This window comes from Rhodoferax sp. GW821-FHT07G04, assembly GCF_059418585.1.
In genome coordinates this window covers 496290-508545 of record NZ_JBWKQD010000002.1, presented here as the reverse complement: position 1 = coordinate 508545, position 12256 = coordinate 496290, and the positions used below count along the sequence as shown (strand labels likewise).

Annotated in this window: 10 protein-coding genes; 7 read left to right on the top strand and 3 right to left on the bottom strand. The window is 63.0% G+C overall.

What is annotated here, in order from left to right; genetic code table 11:
• The first annotated feature begins 20 nt into the window (after positions 1–20).
• The 5 genes from mutM (at position 21) to AC07OO_RS11490 (ending at position 6981) form a co-directional block, all read left to right on the top strand.
• A complete protein-coding gene (gene mutM / locus AC07OO_RS11510) occupies positions 21–836 on the top strand; it encodes a bifunctional DNA-formamidopyrimidine glycosylase/DNA-(apurinic or apyrimidinic site) lyase (RefSeq protein ID WP_495082243.1) in 816 nt (271 codons plus the stop codon).
• Between the two features lie 50 nt (positions 837–886).
• The gene (locus AC07OO_RS11505; protein ID WP_495082242.1) at positions 887–2845 is read left to right on the top strand and encodes a dynamin family protein; all 1959 of its coding nucleotides are present in this window, start codon (positions 887–889) and stop codon (positions 2843–2845) included.
• A 10-nt stretch (positions 2846–2855) separates the two neighbouring features.
• Positions 2856–3899, top strand: a complete 1044-nt coding sequence (gene mutY, locus AC07OO_RS11500; protein ID WP_495082241.1) for an A/G-specific adenine glycosylase — start codon at positions 2856–2858, stop codon at positions 3897–3899.
• A 97-nt stretch (positions 3900–3996) separates the two neighbouring features.
• The gene (locus tag AC07OO_RS11495; protein ID WP_495082240.1) at positions 3997–4758 is read left to right on the top strand and encodes a hypothetical protein; all 762 of its coding nucleotides are present in this window, start codon (positions 3997–3999) and stop codon (positions 4756–4758) included.
• Positions 4759–4779: 21 nt separating this feature from the next.
• Positions 4780–6981 (top strand): hypothetical protein, encoded by a 2202-nt coding sequence (locus AC07OO_RS11490; RefSeq protein WP_495082239.1) that lies wholly within the window; start codon positions 4780–4782, stop codon positions 6979–6981.
• Between the two features lie 27 nt (positions 6982–7008).
• Here the strand turns inward: AC07OO_RS11490 and rapZ are convergent, their stop codons facing one another.
• From rapZ to AC07OO_RS11475, 3 genes are read right to left on the bottom strand one after another with little or no spacing between them, the layout of a single operon-like run.
• Positions 7009–7914: an RNase adapter RapZ gene (gene rapZ / locus AC07OO_RS11485; protein WP_495082238.1), complete on the bottom strand. Its 906-nt coding sequence runs from the start codon at positions 7912–7914 to the stop codon at positions 7009–7011.
• Between the two features lie 4 nt (positions 7915–7918).
• Entirely contained in the window at positions 7919–9571 is a 1653-nt protein-coding gene (gene recN / locus AC07OO_RS11480) for a DNA repair protein RecN (RefSeq protein ID WP_495082237.1), read from the bottom strand.
• Positions 9571–10467 carry an NAD kinase gene (locus AC07OO_RS11475; RefSeq protein ID WP_495082236.1) on the bottom strand — a complete coding sequence of 299 codons (897 nt, stop codon included), beginning with the start codon at positions 10465–10467 and terminating at the stop codon, positions 9571–9573. The genes recN and AC07OO_RS11475 overlap by 1 nt, the downstream gene beginning before the upstream one ends.
• Before the next feature lie 236 nt (positions 10468–10703).
• Here AC07OO_RS11475 and AC07OO_RS11470 point away from each other — a divergent pair, with 236 nt between their 5' ends.
• Together AC07OO_RS11470 and hrcA are read left to right on the top strand one after the other, a co-directional pair.
• The gene (locus AC07OO_RS11470) at positions 10704–11138 is read left to right on the top strand and encodes a DUF4124 domain-containing protein (RefSeq protein WP_495082235.1); all 435 of its coding nucleotides are present in this window, start codon (positions 10704–10706) and stop codon (positions 11136–11138) included.
• 85 nt (positions 11139–11223) lie between these two features.
• Complete coding sequence (hrcA, locus tag AC07OO_RS11465) at positions 11224–12228, top strand: heat-inducible transcriptional repressor HrcA (RefSeq protein ID WP_495082234.1); 1005 nt, start codon at positions 11224–11226, stop codon at positions 12226–12228.
• The last annotated feature ends 28 nt before the right edge of the window (positions 12229–12256 follow it).

Sequence of the window (12256 nt, the reverse complement as noted above, 5' to 3'; positions counted from 1 at the left end):
CCGAAAGAGCCCTACACACCATGCCTGAATTGCCAGAAGTCGAGGTTACGCGTATCAGTTTTGCGCAGCGGATTGCGGGCGCATGCATTGAGGGTGTGCACCTGGGAAAGCCCTTGCGCTGGCCGCTGCACTGCGAGCCAGAAACCCTGGTGGGGCAGCATGTATTGGCGGTGCGGCGCAGGGGCAAATACCTGCTGCTGGATCTGGAACGCGGCCTGCTGCTGGTGCACCTGGGCATGTCGGGTAGCCTGTCTTTCGTGCTGAACCCACCCGAGCCGGGCAAGCACGACCACTTTGATCTGCGTACCTCCCAGGGTGTGTTGCGCCTGCACGATCCGCGCCGCTTTGGTGCCGTGGTGTTTGCCCGCGATGAATCTGACCCCATAGCCCAGAAACTGCTCAGCAAGCTGGGCGTGGAGCCCCTGGATGCGGGGTTCGATGCCAAGCTGTTCCACCAAGGCCTGGCCCAGCGCAAGGCGCCCATCAAGCAGGTGCTGTTGGCCGGCGAGGTGGTGGTGGGCGTGGGCAATATCTATGCGTCCGAGGTGCTGTTTCTGGCCGGCATACGGCCCAGCACCCCGGCCGCGCGCCTGAGTCGCCCCCGCGCCGTGCGCCTGCACCAGGCCATCCGCGACGTGCTGGCGCGGGCTGTAGCGCGGGGTGGCAGCACACTGCGCGACTTCTCCAACGCCCAGGGTGAGGCGGGCCATTTCCAGTTGGACGCGATGGTGTATGCCCGCGAAGGGCAGGGCTGCAAGGTGTGCGGAACCCCCATACGGGCCATGCGCCAGGGGCAGCGATCCACATTTTTCTGCGCCCAATGCCAAAAACCCTGAACAGCAAGACAGGGCGCGGTGCTATATTGAACAGTTAGACGGGGGGACTCTTGACTACTTCATTTAACGACCAATTCGACCAACTGGGTGCCTGGCGGCGCGAATTCGCGCTGCGCCTGAAACTGCTGGGCGAGTGGATGAAGGACAACGAACTGCTGGACGCCGCGGTAGAGGAAAGGCTGCGCCGTCTGGGCACGCAGGTGCGTTCCGACAAGGTGATGGTGGCCTTTGTCGCCGAGTTTTCGCGCGGCAAATCCGAGATGATCAACGCGGTGTTTTTTGCCGGCTATGGCCGCCGCATCATGCCCGCCAGCGCCGGCCGCACGACCATGTGCCCGACCGAAATGGGCTACGACGCCGACGTGCCGCCCTGCCTGCGCCTGCTCCCCATCGAGACCCGTTTGCAACCCCAGGCGCTGATGGAATGGCGCATGGTCCCCGAAAAATGGACCCGGATTGACCTGGATGTCAACAATCCGCAACAGTTGGCTGGTGCTCTGGAAAAAGTGGCAGAAACCCGCAAGGTCACGCAGGACGAGGCCCGTGCCCTGGGCTTCTGGCACAGCCAGGCCCCCGAAGACAACCCCATGGTGGACGCCCAGGGCATGGTCGAGGTGCCCAAATGGCGCCACGCCCTGATCAATATCGCCCACCCCCTGCTGAAGCAAGGCCTGGTCATCCTGGATACGCCGGGCTTGAACGCCATCGGTGCCGAGCCGGAACTTACTGTCAGCCTGATCCCCCAGGCCCATGCCGTGGTGTTCATTCTGGGTGCTGATACCGGCGTTACCAAGTCCGACCTGTCGATCTGGCGCGAACACCTGATCACCGAGTCTGCGGCCGAAACCGATGCCCGCCTGGTAGTGCTCAACAAGATCGACACCCTGTGGGACGACCTGAGCACGCCGGCGCAGATGGAAACCCAGATTGAGCGGCAAAAGGCCAGCACGGCCGAGATACTGGGCATTCCCCGGGATCGCGTGATCGCCGTGTCGGCACAAAAAGGCCTGGTGGCCAAAGTGACCGAAGACGACGAACTGCTCAAGCGCAGTTGTCTGCCGGTACTGGAAGACGCGCTGGGCCGCGGCATGATGGGCAAGCGCCAGCGCATCCTGGGTGAGGCCATGGCCTCCGGCATCACCGATTTGCGTGCCGAGACGGCCCGTGTCATCAACATCCGCAAGCGCGACCTGACCGAGCAGATGATGGAGCTCAAGGGCTTGCAGGGCAAGAATGCAGCTGTCATCAAGCACATGCGTTCACGCATCTCGCAAGAGCAGGCCGAGTTCGACCTGGGCGGCGCCAAGATCCACGCCGTGCGTTCGGTGCACCTGAAGCTCTTGCGCGAAGTGTTCGGCATTCTGGGCTCGACGGCGCTGAAGAAGGAGATGAACAATCTCACCGCCACGCTGCTGCAAAAGGGCCTGAAGCTGGGCGTCAAGCGCGCCTATGGCGAGACCTTCGACCGCTTGCGCGCCAATCTGCAAAAGGTGCAAACCCTGTGTGGCGATATCCAGGCCATGCTGGCCGCCACCTTCCGCCAGCTCAATGGCGAACACGGTTTCTCGCTGCAGGCGCCTACCGAACCGCAGATGGCGCAGTACCTGACCGACCTCAACATGGTGGAACGCAGCCATGTGCAGTACCTGGGCATTGGCAATGCTTTCAAGCTGGCCCAGCCCGAGTTCGCGGACCGGCTGGTGCGTGCGCTGTCTACCCGCCTGCGCGGCATCCATGAAACCGCGCTTAGCGACGTGGAGCTGTGGAGCAAATCGGCCGCCGCCCAACTGGACGCGCAATTGCGCGAGCGGCGCCGCAATTTCAGCCGCCGCATCGAAGCCATTGACCGCATCCAGCAGGCCGCCGGTGGCCTGGAGGACCGCATCCAGGATGTGGACCAACAGGAAGCCGCGCTGAGCCAGATCGAGCTCAAGCTGATCGAACTGACTGATTATCTGATCGCCGCCCACCGGCAGTCGGGTACTGAGGTCGACATCGCCTTCGCCTGAGAGCGCTGCCGTGACACGGGGCGCCTTCGCCGGGCGGGTGGTGGCCTGGCAGAAAACCCATGGCCGCAACGATCTGCCCTGGCAAAACACACAAGACCCGTACCGCGTGTGGCTGTCGGAGATCATGTTGCAGCAGACCCAGGTGGTCACGGTCAAAGACTACTTTGCCCGCTTCCTGGCCCGCTTTCCCAATGTAGCCTCTCTGGCCCAGGCCAGCCTCGACGATGTGCTGGGCCTGTGGAGCGGCTTGGGCTACTACAGCCGGGCCCGCAATCTGCACCGCTGCGCACAAGATGTCATGGCCCTTCATGGCGGAGCATTCCCGGCCAAAGCCGAAGTACTGGAGACCCTGCCCGGCATAGGCCGCTCCACGGCGGCGGCGATTGCGTCCCTGTGCTTTGGGGAACGCTCCGCCATCCTGGATGCGAATGTCAAACGCGTGGTCACGCGGGTCTTGGGTTTTGACGCCGACCTGGCGCAGGCCAGCGCAGTGCGCAGCCTGTGGGACGCGGCGACCCAACTGCTGCCCACGGGCAAGGACGCGGCAGCGGCCATGCCGCGCTACACCCAGGGCATGATGGACCTTGGCGCAACCCTCTGCCTGCCGCGCAAACCCCAATGCCTGCTGTGCCCGGTGCGCCAGGATTGTGTGGCCGGACAGGCAGGTGATGCCGAGCGCTACCCGGTGCGCACCCGCACGCTCAAACGCAGCACCCAGGCCCTGTGGCTGTTGTGGGTGCAGAGCGCAGAGGGCTCCGTGTGGCTGGACAAGCGCCCCACACCGGGCGTGTGGGCCGGTTTGCACTGCCTGCCGCTGTTTGACAGTGAAGATGTTTTGAGAGCCGCTGTGCCCCCAGCACTGCAGGCCACCTTGCATGCGCTGCCCGTGTTCACCCATGTGCTGACCCACAAAGACCTGTACCTGCATGTCTGGCGGCTGGATGTTGCCAAGCCTTCCGGAGCGTGGGGTGCTGGCCGCTGGGTGGCCAGCACCGACTGGCCTGCACTGGGTTTGCCTGCGCCGATCCGCAAGCTGTTGCAGGGCACCGATTGACGGCTTTCATGTTGGATAAATAGGCCGCTAGCCCTCGTCAAATATGCGTGAGCCGCTATTGAATTGGAAGCAATCGCGCCTATTCACCCCGCAGGCTGTGCGGTGGATTGTCCCGCTGGCCTGCATTCTGGGCCTGGGCTATTGGCTGGCAGTTATCCGCTCGAACCCGTCAACCCAGCATCCGGCCTTGCTGCAACTCCCTCCGCACATGTTGTGGGCGTGGGAGCGGCGTGAAGACCTGCGCTGGCTGCCTGACAACGTGGGTGTGGCCTACGTCGCCACCTCCGTTGCACTGGAGGGCAACATCGCACGCACCATGCCCCGCGCGAATGCGCTGCAACTGCGCCCCGACACGGTCGCGGTGCCGGTGGTGCATGTGGATGCATCGTGGCGCAATCCGCCCGCGCTGCATGCGGCGCAACAGGCTGCCGTGGTCGACCAGGTGCTGGCGGTAGCTGCGCGCCACGGTGAACCGGGCCAAGCGCGGGTGGTGCAACTGGATTTTGAAGTGCGCCAGTCGCAGCGCGCATTCTTGCGTGCGGTGGTGCAAGACATTCGCCGCCAGCTCCCGGCCGACACGGCCTTGTCCATCACGGCGCTGGCATCGTGGTGCGCGGGGGACTACTGGCTTGACGACCTGCCCGCAGACGAAATCGTGCCCATGGCTTTTCGCATGGGGCGAGACGACGCGCGCCTGCGCGCCCAGTTGAACCAGGACGGCGGCTTCACCCGCCCCCGCTGCCAAAGCGCCCTGGGCACGGCCACCGACGAACCCGCCGTGCTGGCCCATGCGCAACGGCGTTACCATTTCTCACCCACTGCATGGACGCAGCAACAGTGGCAGCAGTACATACGGTAACTTTTCAGGAGAGGAACACCCATGCACCCCACTTTGCGCCCATGGCTGGCAAGGCTTGCCGCATTCACATTCACATTGGCACTGGCTGCGGGCACTGCCCAGGCCAGCGGTGGCGACGGCTACGAGCAAAACAGTTTTGTACCCGAATCGGCGCCGACTACGAAAGACCTTCCGCTGTATGCCGGTGGGCAGATCGGCGTCGTGCTGGGCAGCTATTGGCGGGTCTACCAGTTTCTGGCCTACCGCGCTGCCAGTGGCCAGCCGCTCACGGCCGCCGAGCTGCAATCGCTGGACATACAAGGCTGGAGGATCGGTGCCATTCAGAACGCTGCAGACAGCAGCAAAGACGCTGTCGATCCGCTGAGCGCCTGGCTTGCGGCCCGCAAGAGCATTGCTGGCGCGGCACCCATCGAGATCGGGGTCACCAAGTACGACGACGTCAACTATGCGGAATACCTCAACTGCGCAGACGATGCCCTGAGCCGCGCCAGTAAAACGTTGATGGAACGGCTGAAGTCGGGTGGCTTGCCGTGGACCCGGGTCTGGCTGGCCAACCAGGACGCTGTGTTTGCCAACTGCGGCCTGGTGACCCACGTACGCAGTGGCAAGCCCAAGCCGGTGTCCCCCATGCCCGCTGCCTTGCCTGGCGACGCACCCGCGTGGTTGCGCAAGGACCACGCCTACCAGACCGCAGCGGCCCTGTTCTATGCGGGCCAGTTTGACTCCGCGCGCCAGCAATTTCTGGCCATTGCAAAAGACAAGGCATCGCCCTGGCAAACCTGGGGCGAATACCTGGCCGCACGCAGCCTGATCCGCAAAGCTACGGTGGACCGCGGCGAACCCAACCCCAGCAACGCCGAGTACACCGAAACCGAAAATAAGAAATGGCGCAGCCAACTGGAGCAAGCCCGCACGGAGCTGTCCGCCATGGCTGCCAGCTTTCCGCAAGCCCAGGGCTTGCTCGGCTGGGTTGATGCCCGCATCCGTCCCAAGGAGCGGCTGGCCGAGCTGGCGAGCACCCTGCACAGTGGGCGCTTCACGGCTGCGTCGCCCCGTTTGCTAGCCGACTACCTGCTGATCTGGGACAACATGGACGCGACGTCCACACTGCAAGCCAAGGAGCCGCTCACACAGTGGATTGCAGCCATGCAAGGCGACCGCAAGGCCGGGCTGGCTGTTGCCCGCCAGCGCTGGAAAGCCCAAGCTGAACCTCTCTGGCTCATGCCGTTGCTGGCCCAGGCGCGTGCGGGCGATCTGAGCGCCGAAGAGTGGAGGGTTGCAGCCGCAGTGCCGCCCAGTGCCCCCGCTTACACGCACCTGCAGTACCACCTGGCGCGCCTGGAGGTGGCTGGCGGAAAATCAGCCGATGCGGATACGCGCATCAGCGTGCTTCTGCAGCAGGCTGGGCTCTCCGTTGCCACGCGCAACCGCCTGCTGGGCATCAAGATGCTGACCGCAGCCACTCGCGAGGGCTTCTTCCAGGCCGCCGCACGCCAGCCCGCCGATTCGGAGGCCGCGGTGCCCATCACGAGCGAAGCAAGCCCCGCTTCGCCCCAGTCGACCGACACGGACTACCTGCGCCACCTGTCCCGCCACTTTTCGTTGGCTGAACTGCTGAAGGCACGCCCCCTGACCAAGGGCCTGCAAAGCCCCGCGATGGCCGACATGCTGTGGACCCGCGGCATCATCCTGGGGGACTACGCCACTGCGGACAGTGTGACCACGGATGTCATGGTCGGGCGTGATACCACCCACCACCTGTACCGCCGCTACCAAGAGGCCAAGGACCCCGCGGCCAAGCGCGACGCAGCGGTACTCATTCTGGCCAACGCGCCCGAATTCAATGCGAGTGTCGGGGGTGAGGGATGGGGCTGCGGCGCGGTCAGCTCCCCGTCTGCAGAGACTGAGTCGCTGGACGCCGCCTGGCCCCGTTTCTTAAGCGCCGAAGCCCGCAAACAAGCCACCGACGAATTGCAAAAACTGCTGGCGCTTCCCAAGCGCTCGGACTATTTGGGTCCGCTGCTACTGGACTATGCCCAGCGCAACCCTGACGACGCCGAGGTTCCCAAGGCCTTGCATTTTTTCATAGCCTCTACCCGCATGGAGTGCAGCTACAGCGACAAGCCCAAGGGCAAAAAGAGCTTCTCGCAGCAAGCCTTTGAGCTTCTGAAAAAACGCTACCCCAAGAGCGAGTGGGCATTGCGTACCAAGTACTACTACTGAGCAAGACTGCGGGGCCTGGCTCGCCCCTCAGATTTTTACGGCCAGGTCGATTTCGCGGTGGCGCTTGAGCGTGACCCAGTGCGGCGCAAAGCGCTGGGTCAATTGCTCCACCAAGTACACCGAGCGGTGCTGGCCACCGGTGCAGCCAATGGCCACCGTGACATAGCTGCGGTGGTCGCGCACGAGGGCGTCCAGCCAGCTCTCCAGAAATTGGGTGATGTGGCTCAGCATCAAACCCACTTCCTCTTGCCCGCGCAAAAAGTCGGCCACCGGCTGGTCCCGCCCCGTCAGTTGGCGCAGCGTAGGCTCGTAGTGCGGGTTGGGCAGCATGCGCACATCGAACACATAGTCGGCATCGGTCGGCACGCCGCGCTTGAACGCAAATGACTCAAACACCAGCGTCAACTGCCCGCTGGGCGCCGAGATCAAAGCCTTGACATAGGCTTGCAACTGGGCGGAACGGATGATGCTGGAGTCGATGACATGGGCCTGCTCGCGCAGGGCGGCCAGCAGACGGCGCTCTAACTCAATGGCATCCACCAGGGCGCGGCGCGCATCCTGTTCGCCCAGGTCCGGGTCGGGCTGAGACAGCGGGTGCTTGCGCCGTGTCTCCGAATACCGGCGCACCAGGGTCTCGGTGTCGGCATCCAGGAACAGGGTTTTGACGCCTATGCCCTGCTGGCGCAGCGTGTCGAGTTGCTGCGGCACCAGGGGCAGGGATGTGCCACTGCGCACGTCCATGGCGATGGCCACGCGGCGGGCCTGGTGCTTTTGCTCCAGCTCCACAAAAGGCAGCAACAGCTCGGGCGGCAGGTTGTCCACGCAGTAGTAGCCGGCGTCTTCCAGGGCGTGCAGGGCCACGGATTTGCCCGAGCCCGACATACCGGTGATCAGCACCAATTCCACGGTGGGGCTTGTGCTGTCGTCTTGCATAGGCTCAGGCTCCCAGTTGCAGCATTTCCTTGGCGTGGGCCAGGGTGGTGCTGGAGAGCTTCTCGCCGCCCAGCATGCGGGCGATTTCTGCAACCCGTTGCTCGCCCAGCACGGCGGCTACCGTGCTCAGCGTTGTCTTGCCGCTCAACTGCTTGGCAACAACCAGATGGTGGTCTGCGCAGGACGCCACCTGGGGCAGGTGGGTGACGGCCAGCACCTGCCGGTCGACGCCCAGTTGGCGCATCAGGCGGCCAACCGTCTCGGCGACCGCACCGCCGACGCCCGAATCCACCTCGTCAAAGATCAAGGTCTGTGCCGTGCCCAACTGGCTGGTTGTCACCGCAATGGCCAAGGCCATGCGCGACAGCTCACCACCGGATGCCACTTTGCCCACTGGGCGTGGCGTGCTGCCAGCGTGGCCCGCGGCCAGAAAGCCCACGTCTTCCAGGCCGCTCTGCATAGGCTGGGGGCTGGCCTCCAGCACCACCTGGAACTGGCCGCCCTGCATGCCCAGGCCTTGCATGGCCTGGGTGATGGACTGGGCCAACAGCGGAGCCGCCTTGGCCCGCGCCTTGGACAGGGCCTTGGCCTCGGCCATATACGCGGCCTGGGCCTTCTTTTCTGCACCCTGCAGACCATCCAGATCAGACGCAGCATCCAGCCGCGCCAGCTCGGCATGCCAGCTCGCCAGCAGGGCCGGCAATTCCTCGGGTGGGCGCTTGTAACGGCGCGCCAGCGACACCCACAGGGACATGCGCTCGTCCAGTTCGGCCAGGCGCTCCGGGTCCAGCTCGGTGCGGCGCAGATAGCCGTGCAACGTGCGAACCGCGTCCTCCACCTGGGCCAGGCTGGACGCCAAAACCTCTATCGGTTCAGTAAAGTCTTTTTCCAGATGGGCCTGGCTTTGCAACTGCTGCAGCGCGTGGTTCAGCAGGTTGAGCACATTGCTGTCATCGTCTTCCAGCACCTGCACCGCCGATTGCGCGGCATCCATCAGGGCTTGGCCATTGGCCAGGCGGCTGTGGTTGCTTTGCAGTTCATCCCACTCATCGGCTTGGGGGTTCAGCTTTTCCACTTCACCAATTTGCCAGGCCAGGCGCTCCCGCTCTTGCTGCAGCGAGTCTTGTGCCGCCTGGGCCTGGACCAACGCGGCCTGGGCTTGGCGCCAGCTGTGCCAGAGGGCCGTCAGCGCGTTGGTGGAGACCTTGGCATAGGCATCCAGCAGGCCCCGCACGGCGTCGGGCCGGGTCAGGCTTTGCCAGGCGTGCTGACCGTGGATGTCTAGCAACTGCTCACCCACCGTGCGCAATTGCTGGGCAGTGGCCGGGCTGCCGTTGATCCAGGCGCGGCTCTTGCCAGCCGTGTCTACCGTGCGGCGCAGCAGCAGGGGGTCGCCTTCATCATCAAAACCGGCCTCTTGCAGCACTTCGCGCACACTGGCCGGTGTGTCGAACTCGGCGCTGACGTCGGTGCGGCTGGCGCCTTCGCGGATAACGCCGGTGTCGGCGCGTGCGCCGGTGACCAGTTGCAGGGCATCGATCAGGATTGATTTGCCGGCGCCCGTTTCACCGGTCAGCACCGTGAAGCCACTGTCCAGATCCAATTCCAGTTCGCTGACGATCACAAAATCGCGCAGAACAATCCGCTTCAGTGCCATCAGGCAACTCCCTCATTCCAATGTAGTTTCTGCCGCAGCGTGTCGAAATAGGTCCAGCCCTTGGGGTGCAAAAAGCGCACCTGGTACTGGGACCGTGTGACCACAATGCGGTCGCCGTGCATCAGCGATGCCAGCGATTGCATATCAAAATTGGCGCTGGCGTCGCGCCCTGCCACCAGCTCAATCACCACCTCCGACACATTGGCCAGCACGATGGGCCGGTTGGACAGCGTGTGCGGCGCAATGGGCACCAGCACCCAGCCGGGGATGGACGGGTGTATCAGCGGCCCGCCGGCCGACAGCGCATAGGCTGTGGCCCCGGTGGGTGTGGCGATGATCAGGCCGTCGGCCCGCTGGTTGGCCACAAAATTGCCATCCACCTCCACCCGCAGTTCGACCATGCCGGCCGTGGCGCCACGGTTGACGACCACGTCGTTCATGGCCCGCGCGGTGAACACACAGTGACCGCCGCGCATCACCCGTGCCTGCATCAGGCTACGGTGGTCTTCCTCGTAGTGGCCGGCCAGCATGGGCTGTAGCGTGGCTTCAAAATTGTCCAGCGGGATGTCGGTGATAAAGCCCAGGCGGCCCTGGTTGATGCCGATCAGCGGCACGCCGTACTGCGCCATCTGCCGGCCAATGCCCAGCATGGTGCCGTCACCGCCCACGACAACGCAGGCATCGCAAGCGCCACCGATACCGGCAACGTCCATCGTGGTGTAGCGGTTCAGCCCCATGTTGGCCGCCGTCTCGGCCTCCAACACCACCTCGCATCCCTGGTCCATCAAAAAGTGGGCGATGCGCTCCAGGGCGTCCCGCGAGGATGCACCTGTCGCGCCCGAGGAGACGGCGTGGTATTTGCCAATCAAGGCAACCTGGCGGAATTGGGACTTCATTCGCAAATTACATCACTAAAACGTTACGAAGCCTGAACGATCTCGATTCAAATACCAAGACTAATGGACAAAGAAGGCTGGCTTTGCCCGCCACGAGGGCAATGGGAAAGCACATCCCCCTTTTTGGCCAGCCAAATTCGCGTCAATGCCAGTGAGGCACTACCATGTGATCTATAAGTTTTCCGTACCACTAGCGGCTTTTCGCTACTTACATGCCCAATTGAGAGACTCATTACATGGTCCGTTTTGTCTTTTCCTTGTTGTTACTTACGCTCTGCAGCAACTCATTTGCAGGCGTCTACAAATGTACGCATGCCGACGGAAAAATTGAGTATCAAGCCGCCCCTTGTACAGCCGGCCAAGAGTTGACCGTCAAGACGCCGACGCCTGCAATACAAGAGGTCAGTTTAAGTCCTGCAAAACCGAACGCTCGGGATTTTTGCGGAGGCAGGGGCATTCAAATTAAATTTGAAAGTCTCGATGTGATTTCTTTGCTTGGGCTTCTCGCTGACAACTCCGGCAACAAGCTGCAAGCTGACAAATCCATTGTTGGGCGAGGAGCGTTTGACTATCCATGCGTTCCAATTGCAGCAATATTGCAGGACGTCGCCCAACGTTACAGTCTTGACATACGGATTGAGAACGGGACAATTTACGCGCGTCGGCGTTAGCGGGGGTAGTGGGTAGGTGTCCCCGAAGCAGTTCAAAACCAGCAGCCGAAGGTCTATTCGACCGAGCGAACAGTAAAATGCCCCAATGCTCGATGATCGTTCCAAGTTGTTGCTCAAAGCGCTGGTAGAGCGCTACATCGCCGATGGCCAACCCATCGGCAGCCGCACCTTGTCGCGGGCCTCGGGCTTGGAGCTGTCGCCTGCCACCATCCGCAATGTGATGTCGGATCTGGAGGAACTGGGCTTGATCGTCAGCCCGCACACCTCGGCCGGGCGCATCCCCACGGCGCGGGGCTACCGCGTGTTTGTGGACACCATGTTGACGGTGCAGCCCCACCAATATGGGTCACATGTGTTGGCGCCGGACCAACCGCAAAAGGTGATCTCCAACGCGGCCAATCTGCTGTCCAATCTGTCGCAATTTGTGGGCGTGGTGATTGCGCCACGCCGTACGTCGGTCTTTCGCCATATTGAATTTTTGCGGCTCTCGGAACGGCGCCTGCTGGTCATCATTGTCTCGCCCGATGGCGATGTGCAGAACCGCGTCATCTTCACCGAGCAGGACTATTCGCAAGCACAGTTGGTGGAGGCCGCCAATTTCCTGAACAGCCAGTACGTGGGTATGGATATGGAGCACGTGCGCGAGCGCCTGAAGAGTGAGGTCGAGTCGTTGCGCACCGAAATCGCCGCACTGATGCAGGCTGCGGTGACCGTCAGTTCCGAAGCCATTACCGAAACGCAGGACGAGGTCATCATCTCCGGTGAACGCAATCTGCTGTCGGTCTCTGACTTCTCCAGCGACATGAGCCATTTGCGCCGCGCCTTTGAGCTGTTCGAGCAAAAGGCCCAGTTGATGCGCCTGATGGACGTGGCCGGCCAGGCCGAAGGCGTGCGCATCTTCATCGGTGGCGAGAGCCAGGTCGTACCATTCGAAGACCTGTCCATCGTCAGCAGCCCCTACGAGGTGGATGGCAAGGTGGTGGGCACGCTGGGCGTCATCGGCCCCACGCGCATGGCCTATGACCGCATGATCCAGATCGTGGACATCACCTCCAAGCTGGTCAGCAACGCCTTGAGTCACAACAAGTAAACAGGCTCGGGTGTGCCGTGCCAGGTGC

Coding starts and splice junctions, on each gene's coding strand:
- recN (WP_495082237.1), bottom strand. CDS start 9,571: ATGGCACTGAAGCGGATTGTTCTGCGCGATTTTGTGATCGTCAGCGAA.
- AC07OO_RS11470 (WP_495082235.1), top strand. CDS start 10,704: ATGGTCCGTTTTGTCTTTTCCTTGTTGTTACTTACGCTCTGCAGCAAC.
- mutM (WP_495082243.1), top strand. CDS start 21: ATGCCTGAATTGCCAGAAGTCGAGGTTACGCGTATCAGTTTTGCGCAG.
- rapZ (WP_495082238.1), bottom strand. CDS start 7,914: ATGCAAGACGACAGCACAAGCCCCACCGTGGAATTGGTGCTGATCACC.
- AC07OO_RS11475 (WP_495082236.1), bottom strand. CDS start 10,467: ATGAAGTCCCAATTCCGCCAGGTTGCCTTGATTGGCAAATACCACGCC.
- hrcA (WP_495082234.1), top strand. CDS start 11,224: ATGCTCGATGATCGTTCCAAGTTGTTGCTCAAAGCGCTGGTAGAGCGC.
- AC07OO_RS11490 (WP_495082239.1), top strand. CDS start 4,780: ATGCACCCCACTTTGCGCCCATGGCTGGCAAGGCTTGCCGCATTCACA.